Source organism: Halobacterium litoreum (assembly GCF_021233415.1).
Lineage (GTDB): Archaea > Halobacteriota > Halobacteria > Halobacteriales > Halobacteriaceae > Halobacterium > Halobacterium litoreum.
In genome coordinates this window covers 868,164-891,251 of sequence record NZ_CP089466.1, presented here as the reverse complement: position 1 = coordinate 891,251, position 23,088 = coordinate 868,164, and the positions used below count along the sequence as shown (strand labels likewise).

Genomic DNA, 23,088 nt, shown 5'->3' with positions numbered 1-23,088 from the left:
ACGGACCGCCAATGCGAGTTGCACAGTTGGGCGACGGCGACCCGGAACTCGTCGTCGTGGGCGGCGTCCACGGCGACGAACCGTGCGGGGTGCGCGCCGTCGAACGCCTCCTGGACTACGACGGCGAACTGCTGCGGCCGGTGAAACTCGTGGTCGCAAACGAGCGCGCGATGGACGCCGGCGAGCGGTACGTGGACGCCGACCTGAACCGCGCGTTCACCGACGACGTGCCGGCGGACGCCCACGAGCGCGAACTGGCGCGTGACCTCGCCGACGAAGTGCGGGGGTGTACCGTGCTGTCGATTCACTCGACGCAGTCCCACGCCGACCCGTTCGCCATCGCGTCCGGGCTCGACGACCCCGTCCCGGAGGTCGTGCCGAATCTGCCGGTGACGGCGCTCGTCGACACCCAGGAGTTCGGCGACGGGCGGCTGTTCGCGGCCGACGCCGACATCCTCGAAGTCGAAGCCGGCCTGCAGGGGACGGAGACGGCGGCCGAGAACGCCTACCGGCTCGCCCGCGAGTTCCTCGTAGCGACGGACGCGATTCCCGGCGACACGGTCGAACGAGAGGTGCCGGTGTTCCAGATGGGCGCGTCGATTCGGAAGCCGCCAGCCGACGAGTACGAGGTGTTCGTGGAGAACTTCGAGCGCGTCGAGGCGGGACAGACGTTCGCGGCGGCCGACGGCGAGGAACTGGTCGCAGAGGAGTCGTTCTACCCGGTGTTGCTGTCGCCGTACGGCTACGCCGACCAGTTCGGCTACCGGGGCGACCGGACCGGGCTGTTGGTTCAGTCCTCGGACGGCGAGAACTCGACGAGCGTCAGGTCGCGGTCGAGCGCGCAGTAGTCGTGGGGCGGGTCGCCGAGAATCTCGTCTATCTGGTACTCCGCGTCGAAGTCGGCGCCCGCGGGCTCACAGAACTCGTGGCTCGGGCACTCGGTGTGCGGACACGGCCCCGCGAGTTTCCCCTTGCTACCGGCGTACGCGCCCTTCGACGCGACGTTCGCTTTCACTGACGCCGGTTCGACGTTGACGGCGACGACGCCGTCGTCGTGGACGGCACAGTCCAACACTTGCCCGCCTTCGCGTCGCTCGGTGACTTCGTAGCGCACGCCCTCCGTGAGATTGAGACACTGCTTCCGGTACGGACACCCCTCGCAATCCGAGGACTCGCCGCGGTAGACGAACTCCGTCCCCGGTTCGGCGAGGCGCGCGCCGAGGAGCGTGATTGGCATACGCGAGGGTTCGATTCGCGCGTGGTTAAGCCTCCCGCCTGCGTCACCCAGTGAGCGCCGCCTGCGTCACCCGGTCAGCGAGTCGAGTTCGTCGAGGTAGTCTTCGCGGGGAATCTGGTAGGCGCCCCGGTAGTCCACGTCGCCGGCGGCGAACCGTTCGGCGAGCGCGACGGCGCCCGCGACGGCCGCGGTCCGGGTGTCGAACCCCTCGTCGGCGTCCTTGACGCGAACCTCGGGTTCGAGCGTGAGCGAGACGTACCAGCCGTCGGGGTTCGACCGGGCGCGGCGCTTGCGCTGGCCGGGCGGGCGCTGCGTGAGGTGGAGCGTGGGGAGGCAGGGCGCGGGGTAGTTCTGGCTGTCGAAGACGTCGGGGCGGTAGACGAGAATCGCGGACCCGGAGGGGTCCTCGTTCCAGACCTCCCAGCCGTCCGGGAGGTCCTCGAACGTGGTCATACCGGACTGTTTCCGAGGCGCGGAATAATGCTTGCCGGTTCGCGACGAGTGAAAGTGAAACGCGAACACCGGATTGGAGTTGCCGCGACAGCGCCCGAGAAGAACCTCATTTCGGGCAGATATCGCGGTGACGCGCCCCGCTCCACTTTCACTCCGCAGTGGTGGTCAGGAGTCGGCGAGCGACCCGACCGCCTCGACGCCGTCCTCGTCGTCGGCGAGCCACTCGTCGGCCCAGCACTCGATGGCCTCGAAGACCGGGAACAGCGACTCGCCCTTCGCGGTCAGCGAGTAGTACGTCGCCACCGGCGACTCCTCCTCGAGCCGTCGGTGGACGAAATCCATCTCCTGGAGGTCGTCGAGCACGCGGGAGAGCGTACGCGAACTCGCGTCCGTCGAGCGCTTGAGTTCGTTGAACCGCTTCTCGCCGTCCTGCAGGTCGTGGAGGACGATGAGCCGCCACTGGGAGCCGATCTGCTCCAGCGAGTCGATGACGTGACACGCCTCCTCGCTGTACCGGTCCGCGTCGTCGCCTGTCATGTCCGCCGGTAGGCGCCCCCCACTCATAGTGGTTCCGGGACGCATCAGGTAACACGACGGAACCACAGTGACGCCGACGCCACCCGGTGACTGGTCGGTTAGCGGAGACGTATACGTCGGGAGGCCGTACGTTGCCCACGATGCAAACCGAACTCGACGCCGGACCGACGCCCCCGACGGAGGTGGCGCCGTGAGTTCACCCGACCCGCACGCCGACCAACCGGTCGAACACCGCGGCGCGGCGCTCGAAGATGCCGAGCGCGCCGTGGTGTTGCTCCACGGCCGGGGCGCTCGCGCGCTCGGAATGCTCCAGTTCGCCGACGACCTGCCGAGCGACGGCACGGCGTTCGTCGCGCCCCAGGCCGCCCGCGCGACGTGGTATCCGAACTCCTTCCTCGAACCGACCGACGAGAACGAACCGTGGTTCAGTTCCGCGCTCGGACTCGTCGGCGACGTGGTGTCGGACGTGACCGAACACGTCCCCGCGGAGCGCGTGCTCCTCCTCGGGTTCTCGCAGGGCGCGTGTCTCGGGAGCGAGTTCGTCGCGCGCAATCCCCGACGCTACGGTGGCTTCGTGGCGTTCTCGGGCGGCCTCCACGGCCCCGAGGGGACGACGTGGGAGTACGACGGCGCCCTCGACGGGACGCCGGTGTTCCTCGGCTGTAGCGACAGCGACCCCCACATCCCCGAATCCCGCGTCCACGAGACCCGCGACGTCTTCGAGTCGATGGGGGCGGACGTGACCGAGCGCATCTACGAGGGGATGGGCCACGGCGTCAACGAGGACGAACTGGAGTTCGCGGCAGAAATGGTGGCCAACTTATAGGCTTAGATGCAGTAGTGTGTAGTGCTATCATGGACGAGTCAGCGGAGGGGGACGAGAACTGGCGGGACCGGCTCACCGACGCGGAGTTCCGCGTCCTGCGGCGCGGCGAGACCGAACGCCCGTACTCGGGGGAGTACGTCGACGCGGACGACGACGGCGTCTATCGGTGTGCGGGCTGTGGCGCCGAACTGTTCGACTCCGAGACGAAGTACGACGCACACTGCGGGTGGCCCAGTTTCTGGGACGCCGTCGACGAGGACGCCGTGGAGCGCCGGCCCGACGACAGCCACGGGATGCAGCGCACGGAAGTCGTCTGCGCGTCCTGTGGCGGTCACCTCGGGCACGTCTTCGGGGACGGTCCGGAGCCGACCGGCGAGCGCTTTTGCATCAACTCGGTCGCGCTCGACTTCGACGCCGACGAGTGACTAGCGGTCGGTCTGGACGTTCGTACTCCCGCAGTCCGGGCACTGCGTCATCGACCCGAGCGACGGGTGCGTGGCTTCGCCCCAGTCGTCTCGGTCGGCGGTGCGTCCACAGCCGTGACACCGGAGTCGGGTCGCGGTAGCCATACGCGTCCGTGGGTCGGCCAGCGTCAAAATAGTTCGCGCCGCGAGCGTAACCCGTTTTCCCGAGCGCGCCCTACGGAGCGCCAGTGACCGACATCTCCCAGGAGGCGTTCCACGACGCGCTCGAAGACGTGGGGCGTCCCGTCGCGACGGCCGAACAGGTCGCCCGCGTGCTCGGCTGTACGCAGGCCGAAGCCGCGGACGCGCTCGCGGCGCTCGCCGACGACGGCGCCGTGGCGCGCGCGGACGTGGACAACGACCCGGTGGTGTGGTATCCGCGGGACTGGCTGGAGCTCACCGACCGCGAGCGCGTCGTGCCGTTCCCGGGTCGCCGCGAAGTCGTCGTCGACCAGCCCGAGCAGTTCACGCGAGCGCAACTCTCGCGGTTCGCGCACCTCGAGGACACCACGCGGACCGGGAGTTACCGGTACGTGATTCGCGAGGAGGACGTGTGGGCGGCGCCGTTCGACGCGCTGGAGGACCTGCTCGCGGCGATGCGGCGCGTACTCCCGCGGGAGTGTCCCGGCCTCGAAGACTGGGTCGAGGAGCAGTGGACGCGCGCGACCCGGTTCCGGCTGCGCACGCACGACGACGGCTACGTCGTCCTCGAAGCCAAATCGGAGAGCCTGCTCGGGAACGTCGCCGAGCAGAAACTCGCCGAGGACGTTCTCCGCGCGCCCATCTCGGACACGGAAGCGTGGGTCGCCGAGGAGAAAGTGGCGGAACTCAAGCGCACGCTGTACGAGGCGGGCTACCCGGTGCAGGACGACCGCGACCTCGACACGGGCGAACCGCTCGACGTGGACCTCGACCTCGACTTGCGCGAGTACCAGCAAGACTGGGTCGAGCGGTTCGTGGACGCGAGTTCGGGCGTGCTCGTCGGGCCGCCGGGCTCCGGAAAGACGGTGGCGGCGATGGGCGTCCTCGAAGCCGTCGGCGGCGAGACGCTGGTGTTGGTGCCCAGCAGGGAACTCGCGGCGCAGTGGCGCGACGAACTGCTCGCGCACACGTCGCTGACCCGCGAGCAAATCGGCGAGTACCACGGCGGCACGAAGGAGGTGCGTCCGGTCACCATCGCGACCTACCAGACCGCCGGGATGGACCGCCACCGGCACGTCTTCGACGACCGCAAGTGGGGGCTCATCGTCTACGACGAGGCGCATCACATCCCATCGGAGGTGTTCCGGCGCTCGGCGGACCTCCAGAGCAAACACCGCCTCGGGCTGACGGCGACGCCGGTCCGCGAGGACGACAAGGAGATGGACATCTACACGCTCGTCGGGCGGCCCATCGGGACGGACTGGGACGCGCTGTTCGACGCGGGCTACGTCGCCGAACCCGAAGTAGAGATTCGGTACGTGCCGTGGACGGACGACGACGCGCGCCACGAGTACGCCGCCGAGAGCGGGCACACGCGTCGCCGCCTCGCCGCGGAGAACCCGGCGAAGGACGCGGAGGCCGAACACCTCCTCGGCCAGTATCCGGACAAGCAGGCGCTCGTGTTCGTGGACTACCTCGAACAGGGCGAGCGCCTCGCCGAGCGCCTGGACGCGCCGTTCGTGAACGGGGAGACGCGGCACGCGCGCCGGGAGGCGCTGTTCGACCAGTTCCGGACGGGCGCGCTGGACGCGCTCGTGGTCTCCCGCATCGGCGACGAGGGCATCGACCTGCCGGACGCCGAACTCGCAGTCGTCGCGTCGGGACTCGGCGGGAGTCGGCGACAGGGCGCCCAGCGCGCCGGGCGGACGATGCGACCGGGCGGCCAGTCGCTGTTGTTCGTGCTGGCGACGCGTGGCACCGAGGAGGAAGACGACGCGCGCAGTCGGATGCGCCACCTGTCGGCGAAGGGCGTGCGCGTCACCGAGTCGGGGAGCGACCGTGTCTGATAAGCGCCTGCGGGAACTCCACGACCACCTCGCAGCGACCGGCGAACTGCCCGTCGAACGGTCGGCGAGCCACTACCTCGGGGAGGCCGAGGCCGTCGTCGCGGACGCCCTGAAACCGGGCACGAGCGACGAGGTGGTGCGACAGCGCGTCGAGCAGGCGCGCGAGTTGCTCGGGCACGTCGACGGCACCGGCGACGGGCGGGCCGATGACCACGTCGAGCGAGCGCGCGAGTGCTGTGTGGCCCTGTTGGACGAGCCGTAAGTCGACTTTCAGCCAAAGGACAGGTTCGAGAGTCGACCGGAGCGGAAGTGACTATATCGAAGCGTAACGGAATTCTGTATCGCACCTACTGACGAGATACGCAATATAAAATTTCTCGTATTTGTCTCCCACTGTCACGAATCGTGGGTGTGTGGGCCTGCGATATCAGTTCTGAAACCCGGCACCGACAATTTAAATAGGTGTTTCGTGAGGCGTTCAGTAGTTAGGGTGACCGCAGACACATGTTCGAATTCCTGACCAGCGTCGTTTCCGGCGTCACCGGGTCAGCAGACAGCGCCAGCGCCACCACCGAAGACGAGCCCTCCAACGACGAACCCCGTTCGTACGTCCGAGACGGCAACGACCCGCGCCAGTGGGAGACCGAGGACGGCCACGACCCAGTCGCGTGGCGCGACCGCGCGACGGTCGGTTCGGTCGTCGAGAGTTTCCTCGCCGGCATGGGCTACCCCGTGTTCGTCGTGGACGACGGCGGGCACTTCACCAAACTCAACGAACAAGCCCGCGAACTGTTCGACCGCGAACCCGGCCAACTGTACGGCGACTGCCTCTTCGACTACGACGAGGCCGACAACTCCGTGATGCGCCGCGTCCTCGACACCGGCGAAGGCGTCCGCAACCTCGAAGACACGGTCTCCGTGAACGGCGAGGAAGTCCCCGTCAACCGCACCGTCATGCCGTTCTTCGGCGCGGACGGCGACGTCGTCGGCGCGCTCGAAATCAACCAGGACATCAGCGAGCGCGTCGAACTCCGCGAGCGCGAGGAGCAACTCGAAGCCTACCAGAGCGAGGTCATCGAGGAACTCAAGACCAGCCTCGAAGCGCTCTCCACCGGCGACTACACCGTTCAGCCGGACGTCCGAGAGCCCGACGCGGACTTCGACGCCATCCGGAACGTCTACCGCGAGTTCGACGAGATGGCGTCGGACCTCGACTACGCGGTGCGGAACACGCGGTCGGCGCTCGCCGAGGCCCGCGACCACGCCCAGCAACTCGAAGCCATCGCCGAGACCCTCAGCGAGGCGAGCCGCGAGGCAAACGCCGCCATCGGCGAAATCGAGCACTCCAGCGAGCGCGTCTCCGAGGTCGCCGAGGAGCAGACCGAGCGCACCGAGCGCGCCGAGGCGAACGTCTCGGAACTCTCCGCGACCGTCGAGGAGATTGCGGCGACCGCCCAGCAGATAGACCGGCTCGCGGAGGACGCGAACAGCCTCGCGAGCGAGGGCGCCGAGGACGCCGAGGACGCCATCGAGCGCATGGAGCGCGCGATGGCGGCGTCCGAGCGCAACAGGGAGGTCGTCCAGTCACTCGAAGCGCGCATGGACACCATCAACGAGATGACGGAGATGATCGACGAAATCGCCGACCAGACGAGCCTCCTCGCGCTCAACGCGAACATCGAGGCGGCGCGCGCGGGCGGCGACGGCAGCGGTTTCAAGGTCGTCGCAGACGAGGTGAAGGAACTCGCCGAGGAGTCCAAGGAAGCCGTCGCGGAAATCTCGGGCATCGTCGACGACCTCAAGGACGGCATCGACACCACCGCGGACGCCATCGCTGACAGCAACGAGGAGGTCGAACAGGGCGCGGCCGCCGTCGAAGACGTCGTCGACCGCATCGAGGAAATCGAGGACGCCATCTCGGAGACGAACCACGGCCTCGGCGAGATTACGGAGGCCACCGAGGACCAGGCCCAGAGCGCCGAGACCGTCCACCAACTCGTCGAGGAGGTCGCGGACTCCAGTCGCGACGTGAGCGGACGCATGCAGCAGGTCGCCGCGGGCGTCGAGGAGCAACGCGAGTCCGTCTCGAACGTCGCGGAGCGCTCCGGGGACGTGGACGACATCGCCGACGAGATGGCCGACAGCCTCGACGACTTCCGCCTCCACGAGGACGAGGCGGCCACCCTCGACGAAGCAGAGAACTGACGAACGCGGTCACCCACTTCTCCGCAGTAACCGACTCGTCAGCCGTCGCTCCGTCGGCTCGAACACTCGAAAAACGGGGGTCGTTCGGTCGGTTACGCCCTGTGCGGCGGTCGCTTTACTCCCGTGGAACGGCGAGAGACGCGGTGCGTCCTTCGTGCTCCACGGTCGCTTTACTCCCGCGGAACGCCGGCAGACGAACACAGTTCGTCTGCCGGGCCCCCACGCTCGTGCTACTCGCGTGGGACGCCGTTCTCGCCGCGGGGCAGGTAGTCGCGGCCGCCAGCGTCGACCTGCAGTTCGTCGTCCTCCACGACGACCTCGCCGCCGACGATGGTGTGCGTCGGGAGGCCGGTGAGTTCCTGGCCGTGGAACGTCGAGTACCGGGGTTCCATCGTGTGGTAGAAGTCGTCGTCCACGACCTTGCTCTTGTCGAGGTCCACGATGACCATGTCGGCGTCCGAGCCCTCGGCGAGCGCGCCCTTCCGGGGGTAGAGCCCCCAGCGCTTGGCGTTGTTCTCCGCACAGATTTCGACGAGGCGCTCCATCGAGATGCGGTTCTTGTTCACGCCCTCGCTCATCATCACGGGCAGGAAGTACTCGATGCCGTTGTTGTCGCCGGGGATGGCGTCCCAGATGTCGCCGTGCTTCCCGGTGTCCTTCTCCTTGAACTCGATCTTGTGCGGGCAGTGGTCGGTGCCCATGTAGTCGACGGTGCCGTTGCGCAGGCCCTCCCAGAGGCGCTTCTTCGACTCCTCGCCGCGCAGCGGCGGGCTAATCTTGCCCCACGTGCCGAGTTCCTCGTCGTGTTTCGTGTGACAGAGGAACGCCGGCAGCGTCTCGGCGTGGATGTTCACGCCCTGCTCCTGGTACTTCTCGCAGATGTCGACACCCTCGCCCGTACTCATGTGGACGATGTACGACCGCGAGTCGGTGTACTCGGTCATGCGGGCAATCTGCTCGATGGGCATCGCCTCGGCGACGTTCGGGGACGCCTCGCTCCACGCGAGCAGGTCGTTGCGGCCCTCCTCCTGGAGTTCCCGCCGGCGCTCGATGGCGAGGTCCTCGTTCTCCGCGTGGAACATCACGACGCCGTCGTTGATCTCCGAGACCTTGTCCAACACCTTGTACGTGCGACCGGCGTCGGAGTGGTCGATGCCGAGTTCGGGGCTGGCGTGCTTGTACCAGTTGAAGAAAATCTTGTACGACCGGATGCCTTCCTCGGCGAGTCCCTCGATTTCCTCGACGTGGTGGTCCTGGTGGACGATGGCGTGGTACGCGAAGTCGATGAAGGAGTTCTCCTCACCGGCGCGCTTGAAGAAGTCCATATCCGGCAGGTAGGGGTCGGGCTGGAGCAGGAAGTTCACGACCGTGGTGACCCCGCCGTGGACCGCGCCCCGCGTCTCCGTCTCGAAGTCGTGTTCGAGTCCTTCGTGGTAGTCGAATTCGTACCGGCTCAGCCCCCAGTGAACGTGCGGGTCGATGAAGCCGGGGATGAGGTAGTTCCCCTCGGCGTCGATGGTTCGCTCCGCGTCCGGGAGGTTCGGTTCGGTGCCGACTTTCAGGATTTTGCCGTCGCGAGACGCCACGCCACCGTCGATGGTGCCGGACGGGGTGACGACGCGCGCATTGACGACTCTCAGGTCTGCTGGCTCGCTACCCATGTGTGAGAGAAATTCGCAACCGCACTTAACTCTGTGCATCCGCGACCCAACCTATACGTCACCCCCTCACGAACTGGAGGTGTCAGCCCCAATGCAAGCAGACGTGCGTATCGCCGGCGCCGGCATGACCCCGTTCTCGGGCGACGCCGACGCCGACGTCAGAACCCTGTTGGAGCGCGCGGCGACCCGCGCGTTGGACGACGCGGGCGTCGACGGGAGCGCCGTCGACGCCGTTCACGTCGGAAACATGGCCGCGGAAGCCTTCGAGGAGGTGTCGGGCCTCCACAACGCGCTCGCCGCCAGCGTCGGCGCGCACGGCGCGCAGGCCGACCGCGTGGAGAACACGAGCGCGAGCGGCGCGAGCGCGTTCCAGCGCGGCGTACAGGCCGTCGCATCGGGCGCCGCGGACACCGCGCTCGTCGTCGGCGGCGAGAAGATGTCGAGCGCGAGCACGGAGACCGCCACCGGCGTCATCGGCAGCATCGTTCACGCCGAGGAGTACGCGCACGGCGTCACGCTCCCGTCGTTCGGCGGGCTCGCCGCGGACGCCTACCTGCGGCGCCACGACGCGCCCCGCGAGGCGCTCGCCGAGGTCGCGGTGAAGAACCACGCGAACGGCGCGCGAAACGACTACGCGCAGTTCCAGAAGCGAATCTCGGTCGCGGACGCGCTCGACTCGCCGCTCGTCGCCGACCCGCTGCGGCTCTACGACTGCTGTCCGACGACAGACGGCGCGGCCGCGCTCGTCCTCACCAACGGCGGCGGCGCGGTGTCGGTGCGGGCGTGCGAGAGCGCCGTGGGCACGCACGCCGTCGCGGAGCGCGCCGACCCGCTGGACATCGCGAGCGTCCGCGAGGCCGGCGAGCGAGCGTTCGAGGCGGCCGAGCGCGGCCGGGACGACGTGGACGTGGCGTGCATCCACGACGCGTTCACCGTGCTGGAACTGCTCGAACTCGAAGAACTCGGCTTCTACGACGCGGGCGAGGCGTGGGAAGCGACGATGGACGGCGAGACGGCCCTCGACGGCGCGCTCCCGGTGAATCCGGGCGGCGGCCTGAAGGCCCGCGGCCACCCATTGGGTGGCACCGGCGTCTCCCAACTGGTCGAACTCGTCTGGCAGTTGCGCGGCGACGCCGACGGCCGACAGGTGGACTGCGAGACCGGTCTCGCGGTGAACGTCGCGGGCTTCGGGAACAACGCGGTCTGCTCCCTGCTGGAGGTCGCAGAATGACCGCGACTCAGTGCGGGACGTGCGGCGAGGCGTGGGCGTACGACCGCGCGCGCTGCCCGTCCTGTGGCGGAACCGACTTCGCAAGCGTCGAAGTCGGCGAGGGCGTCGTCGTCGCGACGACCGTCTCCCGAGTGACGCCGCCGGGCGTCCGCGAACCGAACCACCTCGCCATCGCGCGGTTCGGGGACGTGCAGGTGACGGCACAGGTCGCCGACGAGGAACTGACTGCGGGCGACGCGGTGGTGCTGGCGGGCGACTACGAACTGCGAGACGGCGAGCGCGGGCCGCGACTCGAAGGCGTCTGACTCACTCCAGTCCGAGGCGGTCGGCGAGCGTCTGCATGCACTCCTTGGGGTGTTCGGGGTGGACGGCAATCGGTTTCGGACGGTTCTCCACGTGGACGACGAGCGCGTAGCGCTTGCTGTACGTGCGATAGAGGCTGAACGCGCCGAGGGCAGCGAACCCGGCACCGACGAGGGGGTTCCGCGTCCACGCGACGTACGCGCCGATGCCGACCAACAGCACGCTCATCACGGCCACGTCCCAGGACAGCATCCGGATGCCGATTCGCTGGACGGCCTCGTTGTGTATCTTCACGCGTTCGTCGTCGCCTTCGTCGACGAACACGCTGTCCTCGGAGTACCCGATCCAGCCGCCGCCGCGGAGCGACATGCGCGTGATTTCGACGTGTCCGACGCTCTCGTCTCGCTCGCTCATACTCGGAGAAAACGGTGGGTGGTCTTTTACGTTGCGACGAGGAGTGCGGGGTCAGTCGTCCGCGAGGTCCTCGTTGGCGGATTCGCCGCCGGGCATGAACCGCTCGTGGTACGGTTCGAAGGCGTCCTCGTCCTCGGTGATGTCCTCCCAGGCCTGGAGGCCACGCTCCTCGTGGCTGCCGGGGATGGTGTTGTCGAGGATGAACGCGGCGATGCCGCCGACCGCGATTTCGGTGCCGCCGATGATGCCGATGGCGGTCGCGACCTCGGGGATGCCGAGGACGCTACCGAGCACGGGCACGTTCGAGAAGCCGGCTTCGAGCGCGCCGTTCGGCAGCCCGCCGAAGTACTGCGGAATCGACAGGCCGGCGAACAGGCCGAACCCGAGCACGAAGACGTTCCGGTTCTGGTTCAGGTCGACGTGTTGGAGTTGGCTGAGGCCGACGCCGACAATTTGGGCGAACATCGCGAGGAACAGGCCGCCGACGATGGCGTTCGGAATCGTCGTGACGAACGCGCCGAAGTAGCCGACGTAGCCGACGAGAATCATCACGATGGCGCCGATCTGGACGACGTATCGGGACGCGACGCCGGTGATGCCGATGGCGCCGACGTTCTCGGTGTACGACGTGGAGCCGTTACCGGTGCCCATGATGCCGGCGAACATGTTGCCGAGGCCTTCCATGCCGAGGCCGTGGTTGATGCGCTGCTTGTTCGGCGCGCCCTCGCCCGCCATTCGGGCGACGGAGTGATAGTCGCCGAAACTCTCGATGGCGGACGCGAGCATCCCGGCACCCATGCCGACTGCGAAGGAGCCCGTGAACAGCGGCGTCCCCCACTGGAACGGCGTGATGTCGCGAACCGCCGGCGCTTCGCTGACCGCGCTGAGGCTGACGATGTCGACGACGCCGGCCACGGACAGCCCGAGCGCGAGCAGGTACGCGGACCCGAGGCCGAGCAACACCGGGAACAGTTGGAAGTACCGCGAGTAGTCGTCGAGGTACTGCGAGAACAGGACGATGAGGCCGAGGGTCAGTCCCGCGAGGTACCAGTTCTGCGACGGGCTCGTGATCTGGCCGACGCCGACGAGTGCGAGGCCGATGAGCGAGATGACCACGGCGATGACGAGCGGGCCGATGTAGCGCTTGAGTCGACCGAACAGGCCGAGATACCCGATGAGTACCTCGACGGCACCGGCGACGATGATTGCGCCCTGCAGTTCTCGCATCATCACTGTGGAACTCGCGCCGCCGTCTGCGCCCCCCATCACGGTGATGATGGCGATTGCGGGGCCGAGCATCGAGAACGTCCCGCCCTGTACGATGGGGTACTTGTTCCCGATGGTGGTCTGGGCGAGCGTGGCGACGCCGGAGACGACGAAGAACGTCCCGACGAGTTGGGCGGTCTGTGCGCCGTCGAAGCCGAGGAAGCCCGCGAGCACGAGCGGGATGGCGATGGTCGACCCGACCATCGTGAGCCAGTGTTGGGTGCCGAGGAGAATGGATTCGAGGAGTGGTGGCTTGTCCTCGATGCCGTACTCCACCATGCTGGCCTCGCTGCCACCGTCTGTTACCATCTCGGGGTCACCCGAACTGTGCGCCTCGTCGTTGCCGTCGTCGTCCGCTGTCATGTGGTAATCCTCCGTCCTGGTGTGGCAGTCCGTTGCGTGTGTCTGACTGCCAAACCGGGTACGTACCTTTCTCTACAAACATCCATTATAAATCTGCCGCCACGTACGGTCCGAGAACTGTCACAAACTGGGGTGGCGGGGAAACGTATTTGCGACTGGTCTCGGTCGTGAGCGTATGGCAAGCGACAGCGACCAGCCGTACAGTGTCCACGCCGACCTGCGCGTCATGGTCCCGACGCGGGACGGAACGCGACTGGCGACGGACATCTATCGACCGGCAGACCCCGACACCAACGAACCCATCGACGAGCCGCGACCGGTCATCCTCGACCGGACGCCCTACGACCGCACCGGCGGCCGCCTCCGCCACGGCGAGTGGTACGCCTCCCGGGGCTACGTCATCGCGATTCAGGACGTCCGCGGGCGCTTCGACAGCGAGGGCGACTTCTACATCCACAAGCACGAGGCCGAGGACGGCGCCGACACCGTCGAGTGGCTCGCCGAGCGCGACTACTGCGACGGGCAGGTCGCGACCCTCGGCACGAGTTACGGCGCGTGGGTGCAGAACGCGCTCGCGACGCAGGACCCCGACGGCCTCGCGGGGATGTTCGTGAACATGGGTGCCGCAAACGGCCGGAAGAAGACGTTCCGACACAACGGCGCCTTCGAGCAGCGCTGGCTGTCGTGGGCGCTCACGCTCGGCGCCGGATTCTCCCACGAGGCGCTCCGAGACCCGGACGTCCAGCAGACGTTCGCGGACGTGGACGTGCGCGAGGTGTTCGAGGACGGCCCGATTCAGCGCGGCGAGTCGGCGCTCGCGGAACTCCCGGGCTACGAGGAGTGGGCGTTCGACATCATGACGAAGGCGTCGGCGAGCGACGACATCTGGCAGAACCCGGGCTTCAACTTCGAGCGCTACTACGACGATAGCGCGGACGTGCCGACCGTCTACTCCGGGGGCTGGTACGACTCCTATACGGGTGCGACGGCGGACAACTACGTCGGCCTGAGCGAGGCCAAAGAGAGCGACCACTACATGCTGATGGGGCCGTGGACGCACCTCGCGCGCCTCCCGGGCGGCCACGACCACAGCGAGCAACTCCTGTTCCCGCCGCTGACGTGGGAACACCCGACCGCCGGCGACCTCGCGTTCGGCGAGGACGCCACCCGGAAGTACCGGGAGACGCGCAAGCGCTTCTTCGATTACTACCTCCGCGGCGAGGAGAACGCCTGGAGCGACCAGCCGCCGGTCGAGTACTTCATGATGGGCACGGGGGACGGCCACCAGACCGAGGACGGGAATCTGTTCCACGGCGGCGAGTGGCGGACTGCCGAGGACTGGCCGCCCGAGGGCACCGAGATGACGAAGTTCTACGCGCACGGCGACGGCACGCTCTCCACCGAGAAGCCGACCGCCAGCGAGTCGTCCACCTCCTACGACTTCGACCCCGAGAACCCCGTGCCGACCATCGGCGGGAACACCTCGTCGTATCTCACCTACGAGCAACGCGAGGAGTCCGTCGAGGCGTACCCGCTCGGCGACCGGAACATCGTGGACTTCGCGGGCCGGGGCGGCTACGACCAGCGCACCGACGAGGACACCTACGGCGCGAGCGCGCCCTACGGTCCGCTCAGCCAGCGCGACGACGTGCTCGTCTACCGCACGCCGCCCCTCGAAGAGGCCGTCGAAATCGCGGGCCCCATCCGGGTTCGCGTGTTCGGCGAGACGGACGGCCCGGACACGGACTTCACCGCGAAACTGATCGACGAGTACCCCGAGAGCGAGGACTACCCGGACGGCTACGACCTGAACATCTCGGACTCCATCTGTCGCGCGCGCTTCCGCGGCTACCGCGACGAACCCGACCTCGTGGAACCCGGCGAGGTGTACGAGTTCTACATGGAGCCCTACGACACCGCGAACGTCTTCGAGGCCGGCCACCGCATCCGCCTCGACATCTCGTCGTCGAACTGGCCGCGCTTCGACGTGAACCCGAACACGGGCGGCGACCTCTACACCGACGACGAGTCCCGGGTCGCGGAGAACACCGTCCACCACTCCGAGACGCACCCGACGCACGTCGAACTCCCGATTCAGCCGCGGAACTGACCGGTCTCTTCCTTCGCTTTCTCGACTGCGACTGCGCTTCGAGTCTCGTTATCGTGAGACGGGTTAGCAAAACGCTTAATAGCGGTCTCCCGCGTACTTCATAATCGTCCGACCGGGTTACCGGATTCACGTGAGACACATGTGCAGGCACCGCTTCCCCCCAGACGGTAGACTCGCCCCCCACACCGGAGGCCACCGATGAAACCGGCGGCCTTCGAGTACCACCGACCGGATTCGGTCGCCGAAGCGACGACGCTGCTCGCGGACCTCGGCCACGACGCCGAACTGCTCGCGGGCAACCAGAGCCTCGGCATCATCATGGCGAACCGGCTCGCCACCCCCGACCACCTCGTCGACCTGAACCGCGTCGAGGAACTGTCGGGGTACGAGATTCGCGACGACGAAATCGACGTGGGCGCGATGACGACCCACCGCGACCTCGAGTTCGCCGACGACCTCCGCGACGTGATGCCGATGCTCCCCGAGGCCGCCGAGCAGATTGCGGGACCGAGCGTCCGCAACCGCGGGACGCTCGGCGGGAGCATCGCGGAAGCCGACCCCGCGGGGAACTACCCCGCCGCGCTCGTCGCGCTGGACGCCGACCTCCGCGTCGAGTCCACCGACGACGAGCGCACGGTCGCCGCGCGCGAGTTCTTCATCGCGTACATGTTCACGGACCTCGGCCCGGAGGAAATCATCACCGGCGTCACGGTGGACCGGGAGCCGTTCCCGGTCGAACGCACCGGGATGGCGTTCGAGGAACTCAAACGCGCCGCCCAGACGTTCCCCACCGTGAGCGCGGGCACCGCCGTCCGCGTGGACGACCCGGACGCCGACGAACCGGTAATCGAGGAGGCGCGAATCGCGCTCGCGAACGTCGCGGACGTCCCGCTCCACGTCCCCGACGCCGAGGACGCGGTCGAGGGGACGACCCTCGGCGAGGACGCACTCGACGAGGCGGCCGAGGCGGCCATCGAGGCCGCCGACCCGTCCCCCGAGATGCACGCCGACGAGGAGTGGAAGGTCGAACTGGCCGGCGAATACACCCGCCGTTCCCTGCGGACGGCACACACCAGAGCAATCAATGATTGAGTTTTCAGGCGACTTCGAGTCCGAGCACGCACCCGAGGAACTGTGGAAGTACTTCACCGACCCCGACATTCTGGCGCAGTGCGCGCCGGGCTGTGACCACATCGAACAGGAGTCCGAGTCCGAACTGTCCGCGACCATCGCGGTCGGCGTCGGCAGCGTGAAACCGACGTTCGACGTGGACATGACGGTCGTGGAGGCCGACGAACCGAACCACCTCGTGATGGAGGCCGGCGGCGACGCGTCCCGGAACTCCTTCGAGGCGGTGGCGGAGATGACGCTGACCGAGACCGAGGACGGCGGGACACACGCCGAGTGGGAGGCCGACGCGAACGTCTCCGGCCTCATCGCGAGTCTCGGGCAGCGCGCGCTCGGGAGCGTCGCCGACCGCCTCGTGAACAACTTCTTCGACGACCTCGAGGAACTCGCGGACGAGGGCGTTCCCGCAGAGTCCAAAATCAGTGCGAAGCCCGAGGCGACCGCGAGCCTCGAAGATTAACGCGGCCTCGTTTTCCGTTCCAGTCTGCCGGCGTCAGTCGCGACCGGCCTGAATCCCGGCGTCTACCAGTCGAACGCAGTCGGTGTTCGGGGTCCGAGGTCGGCTACTCGGCGTCCCGGATGCGGTTGCGGACGCGGTGGGGCGTCATCGGAATCTGGTCGGTCACGAAGTCGTACTCCTCTAAGGCGTCGTTGATGGACGAGGCGAGCGCGACCGGCCCGTCAATCATCCCGCCCTCGCCGGTGCCCTTCGCGCCGGTCTCCGTGAACGGCGACGGCGTCTCGGAGTGCTCCAGTTCCACGGGCGGCATGTTCTTCGTCGACGGGAGCAGGTAGTCGAACATCGTGATGGCCTGCGGTTGGCCCTCGTCGTCGTACTGGAACTCCTCCATGAGCGCCGCGCCGAGGCCCTGCGCGATGCCGCCGTGGGCCTGCCCGTCCACGATGGTCGGATTGAGCCGGGTGCCACAGTCCCGCAGCGAGTAGAATTTCAGTACGTCGACCTCGCCGGTCTTCGTGTCCACCTCGACGATGGGCGCGTTCGCCGCGAACGCGGCCGTCGGGTAGACGGGGAACTTCGACGTGAGCGCCTCGTCGAACTCCTCGATTTCGGTGGCGGGGTGCTGGTAGTCGTACGCGACCTGCGTCAGACGCTGGTTCCGGCCGGTGTCGAGTTCCGCGAGGTCAGCGAGTTCGAGGCGCTCGCCGGACTGCTGGCACTCCACGCCGCCGTCCCGGTAGACGATGTCCGCCAGCGCGGAGCCGAAGGCCTCCTCGGCGGCGAGTTGGCGGCAGTTGTTCCGGAACTCCTCGGCCGCGCCCTCGGTCGCGCCCGAGAGCATCACGGCCATCCGGGACGCCGCGGTGCCGTACTCGGTGGGCGCGGTGACGCTGTCGAGGTAGCCGACCTCGATGTCGCTCGGCAGCACTTCGAGGCCGTCAGCGAGCAGTTGCGTGACGAGTGTCTGGTGGCCCTGCCCCGAGGTGTCCGTCGCGAGGTACGCCTGCACGGTGCCGTCGCGCTCCAGGGACACGCGGAAGTGCTCGGGGAGTTCCGCCACCTCGTCGCGCTCGCGCTGTTCGAGGGCTTCGTCCTCGGTGCGCTGGCGGTCGGTCCAGTCGGACCCGGAGACGCCGGGTTCGATGTGGACGGTGCAACTCACGCCCCGGTACTTCCCCTCCTCGCGTTTCGCTTCCACGACCTCGGGGTCGAGCAGGCCGCCCTCGCAGCGCTCGCGCTCCTCGACGATTTCCTCGATGCGGTCGAGGGCCGCCGGCAGGTCGCCGGAGTCGTAGATGTTGTGCGTCGGAATCTTGTGGGGCATCTGGTCGGGCTGGACGAGATTCCGGCGGCGGAGTTCCTCGCGTTCCAGTCCGAGTTCGCCGGCGGCCTCGTCGACGGCCATCTCCAGGGCGTGGAGGTGTGCCGGCACGCCGAATCCGCGGTACGCGGTCTGGCTCGTCTTGTTCGTCATGACGAGTTCGTAGTCGTACTTCACCGCCGGGATGTCGTAGGCGTTCGTCACCACCGAGAGGGGTTTGAGCGCCTGATTCACGGGGTACCGGGGGAACGCGCCGAAGTCGTCCACGAACCACGTGTCGAGGCCACGGATGGTGCCGTCGTCGTCGTACGCGAGGCGCACGCGGTACTCGCGGTCCGAGGAGTGCATGTCGCCGCCCTGGAGGTTCTCGACGCGGTCCTCGACGAACTGCACGGGCTTCCCGTCGAGTTGCTGGGACGCCATCGACGCCACCGCGCAGTACCGGTGGATGGCGATTTTCGTGCCGAAACTCCCGCCCACGTCGGCCGGCACTTCGAGGTTCACCTTCTCCGGCGGGTAGCCCAGCGTCTCGTAGACGGTGTCGTCGACGAGCGTGTGCAGTTGGATGTTGCAGTCGATGTCGAAGGAGTCCCTGTCGGGGTCGTACTCCGCGACGACGCCCGCGGTTTCGAGGGGGACACCGGAGATGCGGCCCCACGAGTACTCGCGCTCGATGACGTTGTCGGCGTCTGCGAAGGCGCCGTCCACGTCTCCGAACTCCATCGTCTCGCCGTCCGGGACGTTCGTCCCGACGTCCTCGTGGATGACCGTCTCGTCCTCGCGGGCTTCGAGCGCGTCCACGACCGGTTCGTGCTGGTCGTAGTCGACGTCGATGCGGTCGACGATGTCCTCGGCGGCGTACCGGTCGGTGGCGACCACGGCGGCGATGGGTTCGCCGACGTACCGCGCCTTGTCGGTGGCGAGAGACCACTCCTCGAACGCGTTGAGGCCACACGGCATCGGGTAGTAGTCCTCCTGGAGGTCCTCGCCGGTGAGGACGAGCAGGCAGTCCGGGTGGTCCTCGGCCCGCGCCGTGTTCACGTTCTCGATGGTGGCGTGGGGGTGGACGCTGCGCACGAACGCGAGGTGGGCGGCGTTCTCGGGCGCGACGTCGTGGATGTACTCGGCCTCCCCGGTGAGGATGCGGCGGTCCTCGACGCGTTCGAGGCCGGACCCGACGAACGACTCGCGCTCGCTCTCGGTCTCCTCGCGGGCGCTGGGTCGCTGGTCTGCCTCGGACATCAGTCGTCACCTCCCGCGGTGCGGTCGGTCAGGTCGTCGCTCGGGACCTCGGCGAGTTCCTCGGCCGCGCGGTCGACGGCCGAGTAGATGTTCACGTAGCCGGTGCAGCGACAGATGTTGTCCGCGAGCCCCTCCTCGATTTGCTCCTGGTCGGGGTCCGGTTCGCGGTCGAGGAGTTCCTTGGTCGCCATCACGAACCCGCTCGTGCAGAAGCCACACTGGAGGGCGTGCTCCTGGTGGAACGCCTCCTGGATCGGGTGGAGGTCGCCGCCGTCCGAGAGCCCCTCGACGGTGGTCACCTCGGCGTCGTCTACCTGTACCGCGTAGGTGAGACAGCTCTTGGTCGCCTTCCCGTCGACGAGGACGGTACAGGCGCCACAGACGCCGTGCTCGCAGCCCACGCGGACGCCGCGTTGGCCACACTCCTGTCTGAGGAAGTCCGAGAGTTTCAGTCGCGGCTCGACCGTCGCGGAGACTGTCTCGCCGTTCACCGAGAGGGTGACGTCCTCGGTGGGACGGTCGAGACTCTGTGAACTGCTCTCACTGCTCATGTACGACACCAAATGTCGTGACTGTTCATTATTGTTTCGTTGAAATCGGCCGCCCGAGGCGCTGACGGCGAACGGATTGCCGGTAGTCGGACGGTAACGCCGCGTCCCGGCTACGGCGTCGGGTCGGTGCGCGGATGAATCGGCCCGGACTGGTCGCGGAGCCGCCCGCCCTCGGCGTCGTTCGCGACGGCGAGCGCCTCCGAGACGATGCTCAACGCGATGCCCGTCGGACTGCCGTCCCCGAGGTCCAACCCCACCGGCGTCGACACGCGGTCGAGTTGGTCCGGCGTCAGCGTCACGCCGTCGTCGGCGAGCGCCTCCCGCAGTTCCTCGAAGCGCTCCCGGGGACCCATCAGACCGACGTAGGGCACGTCGGTCTCGGTGAGCAGGTGTTCGAGCGCGAGCTGGTCGTCCACGAGGTTGTGGCTCATCAGGACGACGTGCGCTCGCGACGGCCGGTCGAGGGCGTCCCCGATTTCGGTGGGGTGGGTGCCGACGACGCGGTGCGCGTTCGGGAACTGGTCGGTGTCGGCGCGCGCCCCGCGGGCCGACGCCACGGTGACGCGGAAGCCGGCGTCCGCGCCGACGCGCGCGACCGGATGCACGTCGTTCTGGGAGCCGAACAACACGAGGTCGGGCGTCGGTTCGACGCCGTCCACGAACACGCGCAGGTCGCCCGCCGCGCGCTCGACGGTGACGACGCCGCTCGTCCCGGACTCGCGGGCTTCCGCGGCGGCGTCCCGGAGGTCGGCGAGCGCGCCGTCCGGGAGTCCAGAGCGGTCGTCGCCGGCGTCCTCGCCGTCAGCGGTGACGACGGTGCGCGCGCCCAGCGGGACGTCCGGGTCGTCGCTCGCAATCGCGGTGAGGACGGCGGCGGACTCGCCGTCGTCGAGCGCCGCGAGTAGTGGGTCGAAGGAGTCGTCGAGCGGTTCCACGAGCACGTCGATGACGCCGTTGCAGCCGAGGCCGAGTCCCCACTCGTCGCCGTCCATCAGGTCGAACGTCTCGACGGCGGCCGTCCCCGACTCGCGGGCGTCGGCGGCGAGACTGGCGACCGGGCCCTCCAGACAGCCGGCAGTGATGGCGCCGAGCGCGTCGTCGTCGCCCGGAGCGACCAGTTTCGCGCCGGGGCGGCGGTACGCCGAGCCTTCCACGTCGACGACGGTGGCGACGGCGGCGGTGGCGTCCGCGTCCCGGAGTGCGGCGAGGCGGTCGTGGAGGTCGCGGTCGGTCACGCTCCACGGGTCGTCGCGGTCCATGCGAGTGACTTTCTCCCGTGCGCACTTAGGCGTGTCCACGAATCCGGCGCGACGTAACCACTCGCGGTTGCGTCCGATTTATTGACGTGGCCGGATTCAATCACGCCAATGAAACGACGCGCGTTCCTCGCCGCCGCAGGCGTCGCGGTCACCGGCACCGCCGCCGCCTCGCTGGTCACCGGTGGCGGGGACGGCGACGCCACCGCGTCGGCGCTCGTCGCGGGGAGCCTCCAGTCCGTCGCGGGCGAGGTTCCCGACGGCTCCGTCGAAGCCCACGGGAGCGTGACCTGCCGGCAGTACGTCTTAGACGACCTGCGCGACCCGGACGCGCTCGCGCTCGCCGACCCCGTGCTGTTCGAGGGCATCGCCGAGCCGACGCTGTTCGCGACGAACGCGCTCGTGCTCGCCGGCCGCGAGGGCGCCCTCCCGGAGGACTGGCGGGCCGCCGTGCGCCGCGACGACGTGAAAGTCGGGCGCACCGACCCACAGCAGGACCCACTGGGCTACCGGACGGTGCTCGCGCTCCGGCTCAGCGACCTGGACGCCGACGAACACCTCCCAGATATGCCGCTGTTCCCCGAGACGTCGATGCTCCGCACGCTCGAATCCGGGGGGCTGGACGCCGCCTTCTGCTACCGGAACATGGCCGAGGACCACGACCTACCGTACCGCGACCTTCCCCCGGAAATCGACTTCTCGGACCCCGAACGCGCCGACGAGTACGCCGAGGTGTCCATCGAGGTGAACGGCGAGGCGATTCGCGGCGCGCCCATCACCTACGGCGCCGCCGCGCTCACCGACGCCGGCGAACCGTGGACGGAATCCCTCGTGACTGGCCGCGACCGCCTCGAAGCAGCGGGGTTCACCGTCCCATCGGGGTTCCCGGAGCGCCCCCGATAGCCGTCCGCCACAGCCACCAGACGCCGACGACGGTGGCGCTCATCGCCGCGAAGCCGGCGGCGTAGGTCCCAGTCGCCGCGACGAGTTCGCCGACGAGCCACGGGTACGCGAGCGCGCCGGCGTTCCCGACGGCGAGCATCACGACGAGCGTGACGCCGGCGTCGTCCGCGAGGTTCGAGAACGCGAACGCGAACAGCGGGCCGAAGGGCACGCTGAACCCGAGGCCCGTGCCGACGACGCCGGCGACGAGGACGGCAGGCACGCCGTACTGGACGCCCGCCGCCATGCCCGCCAGCGCGACGGCGAGGCCGAGCATCGACCGGGAGACGACGGCGCGCTCGCCGACGCGCGCCGCGAGCACGCCGCCGAGCGCCCGCCCGACGACGGTGGTCGCGGCGAACGCGAGCAGCGCGGGCGTCGCCGGAACCCCGGGAACGCCGCCGAGCGCGTCCACGTACCACGTCGTCGCGACGATGAGGAAGCCGAACGTCGCCATGTTCCCGAGGCCGAGCGCGAGGCCGACCCGCGAGCGCAGGGGCGCGAGGTAGTCGCGGTACGGGACGACGGCCTCAGAGCCCGCCGAGTCGAGGAGCGGGGCGGCCGCCGCGCCGACGGCGACGACGGCGGCGACCCCGGCCATCGACGCCTCGAAGCCGACCGCCGCGAACGCGGGTTCGGCGACGGCGAGCGAAACGGCGAGACCGAGCGTGAACAGCGCGCCGAGCAGTCCCTGCGCGGTGGCGACGGCGCGGTCGGGCGTGCGCTTCCCGACGTGTTTCATCGCGCCGACGAACGCCGCGCCCTGCCCGAGACCGAGCAGGGCGCGCGCGGCGAGCGTCGCCGAGAGCGTGCCGACGGCGGACAGCGCGGCGGCCGCGGCACCGGCACCGAGACCGACCGCGGCGACCCACGCCGACCGCCGCGTCCGCGTCGCGCGGTCCGCGAACGCGACGACGACCAACTGGCCGAGCAGGAACAGCGTCATCCCGAATCCGGCGACACCGGGCGCGACGCCGCGTTCGAGGAGTCGGGTGACACCGGCGCCGTAACTCCCGACCGCCAGTCCCATCCCGAGCAGGCCGACGCCGAGGACGGCGAGCGCACGCCGCGGCAGGTCCCGATTCACGCTTCCCGGTGGGTCGCGTCCGCCCAAAGTAGTTCGGACGCGG

The 23,088-nt window shown here is 68.6% G+C and carries 23 protein-coding genes; 12 read left to right on the top strand and 11 right to left on the bottom strand.

Going from position 1 to position 23,088, the window contains the following annotated elements; translation table 11 throughout:
* Positions 1 to 11: 11 nt before the first annotated feature.
* On the top strand, positions 12 to 848 hold the full coding sequence (locus LT972_RS04935; RefSeq protein ID WP_232572086.1) for a M14 family metallopeptidase: 837 nt from the start codon (positions 12 to 14) through the stop codon (positions 846 to 848).
* Here LT972_RS04935 and LT972_RS04930 read toward each other — a convergent pair.
* The 3 genes from LT972_RS04930 to LT972_RS04920 form a co-directional block, all read right to left on the bottom strand.
* On the bottom strand, positions 791 to 1,237 hold the full coding sequence (locus tag LT972_RS04930; RefSeq protein WP_232572085.1) for a UPF0179 family protein: 447 nt from the start codon (positions 1,235 to 1,237) through the stop codon (positions 791 to 793). The two genes, LT972_RS04935 and LT972_RS04930, sit on opposite strands and share 58 nt — an antisense overlap.
* 66 nt (positions 1,238 to 1,303) lie before the next feature.
* A complete protein-coding gene (locus LT972_RS04925; RefSeq protein WP_232572084.1) occupies positions 1,304 to 1,690 on the bottom strand; it encodes a DUF5820 family protein in 387 nt (128 codons plus the stop codon).
* A gap of 165 nt (positions 1,691 to 1,855) precedes the next feature.
* A complete protein-coding gene (locus LT972_RS04920; protein ID WP_232572083.1) occupies positions 1,856 to 2,227 on the bottom strand; it encodes a winged helix-turn-helix transcriptional regulator in 372 nt (123 codons plus the stop codon).
* A 190-nt stretch (positions 2,228 to 2,417) separates the two neighbouring features.
* Between LT972_RS04920 and LT972_RS04915 the strand changes: the two genes are divergently transcribed.
* Positions 2,418 to 3,053 carry an alpha/beta hydrolase gene (locus LT972_RS04915; RefSeq protein WP_232572082.1) on the top strand — a complete coding sequence of 212 codons (636 nt, stop codon included), beginning with the start codon at positions 2,418 to 2,420 and terminating at the stop codon, positions 3,051 to 3,053.
* Between the two features lie 29 nt (positions 3,054 to 3,082).
* Positions 3,083 to 3,478 (top strand): peptide-methionine (R)-S-oxide reductase MsrB, encoded by a 396-nt coding sequence (gene msrB / locus LT972_RS04910; RefSeq protein ID WP_232572081.1) that lies wholly within the window; start codon positions 3,083 to 3,085, stop codon positions 3,476 to 3,478.
* On the opposite strand, the gene LT972_RS04905 is transcribed toward msrB, so the two are convergent.
* On the bottom strand, positions 3,479 to 3,622 hold the full coding sequence (locus LT972_RS04905) for a hypothetical protein (RefSeq protein WP_232572080.1): 144 nt from the start codon (positions 3,620 to 3,622) through the stop codon (positions 3,479 to 3,481).
* 83 nt (positions 3,623 to 3,705) lie between these two features.
* Here LT972_RS04905 and LT972_RS04900 point away from each other — a divergent pair, with 83 nt between their 5' ends.
* From LT972_RS04900 to LT972_RS04890, 3 genes are all read left to right on the top strand, one after another.
* Positions 3,706 to 5,505, top strand: coding sequence for a DEAD/DEAH box helicase (locus tag LT972_RS04900; RefSeq protein ID WP_232572079.1), 1,800 nt, complete (start codon positions 3,706 to 3,708; stop codon positions 5,503 to 5,505).
* Positions 5,498 to 5,767 carry a hypothetical protein gene (locus LT972_RS04895; protein WP_232572078.1) on the top strand — a complete coding sequence of 90 codons (270 nt, stop codon included), beginning with the start codon at positions 5,498 to 5,500 and terminating at the stop codon, positions 5,765 to 5,767. The genes LT972_RS04900 and LT972_RS04895 overlap by 8 nt, the downstream gene beginning before the upstream one ends.
* Before the next feature lie 242 nt (positions 5,768 to 6,009).
* Positions 6,010 to 7,710: a methyl-accepting chemotaxis protein gene (locus LT972_RS04890; protein ID WP_232572077.1), complete on the top strand. Its 1,701-nt coding sequence runs from the start codon at positions 6,010 to 6,012 to the stop codon at positions 7,708 to 7,710.
* Positions 7,711 to 7,940: 230 nt separating this feature from the next.
* Here the strand turns inward: LT972_RS04890 and LT972_RS04885 are convergent, their stop codons facing one another.
* Positions 7,941 to 9,371 (bottom strand): dihydroorotase, encoded by a 1,431-nt coding sequence (locus LT972_RS04885; RefSeq protein WP_232572076.1) that lies wholly within the window; start codon positions 9,369 to 9,371, stop codon positions 7,941 to 7,943.
* A 91-nt stretch (positions 9,372 to 9,462) separates the two neighbouring features.
* Between LT972_RS04885 and LT972_RS04880 the strand changes: the two genes are divergently transcribed.
* The gene (locus tag LT972_RS04880; RefSeq protein ID WP_232572075.1) at positions 9,463 to 10,602 is read left to right on the top strand and encodes a thiolase family protein; all 1,140 of its coding nucleotides are present in this window, start codon (positions 9,463 to 9,465) and stop codon (positions 10,600 to 10,602) included.
* On the top strand, positions 10,599 to 10,907 hold the full coding sequence (locus LT972_RS04875; RefSeq protein WP_232572074.1) for a PhlB family protein: 309 nt from the start codon (positions 10,599 to 10,601) through the stop codon (positions 10,905 to 10,907). Before LT972_RS04880 ends, LT972_RS04875 begins: the two co-directional genes overlap by 4 nt.
* A gap of 1 nt (position 10,908) precedes the next feature.
* On the opposite strand, the gene LT972_RS04870 is transcribed toward LT972_RS04875, so the two are convergent.
* Positions 10,909 to 11,319: a hypothetical protein gene (locus LT972_RS04870; RefSeq protein ID WP_232572073.1), complete on the bottom strand. Its 411-nt coding sequence runs from the start codon at positions 11,317 to 11,319 to the stop codon at positions 10,909 to 10,911.
* A 51-nt stretch (positions 11,320 to 11,370) separates the two neighbouring features.
* The gene (locus tag LT972_RS04865) at positions 11,371 to 12,948 is read right to left on the bottom strand and encodes a uracil-xanthine permease family protein (RefSeq protein WP_390226276.1); all 1,578 of its coding nucleotides are present in this window, start codon (positions 12,946 to 12,948) and stop codon (positions 11,371 to 11,373) included.
* A 175-nt stretch (positions 12,949 to 13,123) separates the two neighbouring features.
* Here LT972_RS04865 and LT972_RS04860 point away from each other — a divergent pair, with 175 nt between their 5' ends.
* The 3 genes from LT972_RS04860 (at position 13,124) to LT972_RS04850 (ending at position 16,646) form a co-directional block, all read left to right on the top strand.
* Positions 13,124 to 15,058 carry a CocE/NonD family hydrolase gene (locus LT972_RS04860; RefSeq protein ID WP_232572072.1) on the top strand — a complete coding sequence of 645 codons (1,935 nt, stop codon included), beginning with the start codon at positions 13,124 to 13,126 and terminating at the stop codon, positions 15,056 to 15,058.
* 198 nt (positions 15,059 to 15,256) lie between these two features.
* Positions 15,257 to 16,150, top strand: a complete 894-nt coding sequence (locus LT972_RS04855) for an FAD binding domain-containing protein (RefSeq protein WP_232572071.1) — start codon at positions 15,257 to 15,259, stop codon at positions 16,148 to 16,150.
* On the top strand, positions 16,143 to 16,646 hold the full coding sequence (locus LT972_RS04850) for a CoxG family protein (protein ID WP_232572070.1): 504 nt from the start codon (positions 16,143 to 16,145) through the stop codon (positions 16,644 to 16,646). Before LT972_RS04855 ends, LT972_RS04850 begins: the two co-directional genes overlap by 8 nt.
* 103 nt (positions 16,647 to 16,749) lie before the next feature.
* On the opposite strand, the gene LT972_RS04845 is transcribed toward LT972_RS04850, so the two are convergent.
* The 3 genes from LT972_RS04845 to LT972_RS04835 all read right to left on the bottom strand — a co-directional run bounded on the left by LT972_RS04845 (position 16,750) and on the right by LT972_RS04835 (position 21,019).
* Positions 16,750 to 19,209, bottom strand: a complete 2,460-nt coding sequence (locus tag LT972_RS04845) for a xanthine dehydrogenase family protein molybdopterin-binding subunit (protein WP_232572069.1) — start codon at positions 19,207 to 19,209, stop codon at positions 16,750 to 16,752.
* Positions 19,209 to 19,760 (bottom strand): (2Fe-2S)-binding protein, encoded by a 552-nt coding sequence (locus tag LT972_RS04840; protein ID WP_232572068.1) that lies wholly within the window; start codon positions 19,758 to 19,760, stop codon positions 19,209 to 19,211. Before LT972_RS04840 ends, LT972_RS04845 begins: the two co-directional genes overlap by 1 nt.
* 110 nt (positions 19,761 to 19,870) lie before the next feature.
* Complete coding sequence (locus LT972_RS04835) at positions 19,871 to 21,019, bottom strand: XdhC family protein (protein ID WP_232572067.1); 1,149 nt, start codon at positions 21,017 to 21,019, stop codon at positions 19,871 to 19,873.
* A gap of 108 nt (positions 21,020 to 21,127) precedes the next feature.
* Between LT972_RS04835 and LT972_RS04830 the strand changes: the two genes are divergently transcribed.
* Positions 21,128 to 21,919, top strand: a complete 792-nt coding sequence (locus tag LT972_RS04830) for a substrate-binding domain-containing protein (RefSeq protein WP_232572066.1) — start codon at positions 21,128 to 21,130, stop codon at positions 21,917 to 21,919.
* Here LT972_RS04830 and LT972_RS04825 read toward each other — a convergent pair.
* Positions 21,882 to 23,045 carry an MFS transporter gene (locus tag LT972_RS04825; RefSeq protein WP_232572065.1) on the bottom strand — a complete coding sequence of 388 codons (1,164 nt, stop codon included), beginning with the start codon at positions 23,043 to 23,045 and terminating at the stop codon, positions 21,882 to 21,884. The genes LT972_RS04830 and LT972_RS04825 overlap by 38 nt on opposite strands.
* Positions 23,046 to 23,088: the final 43 nt, after the last annotated feature.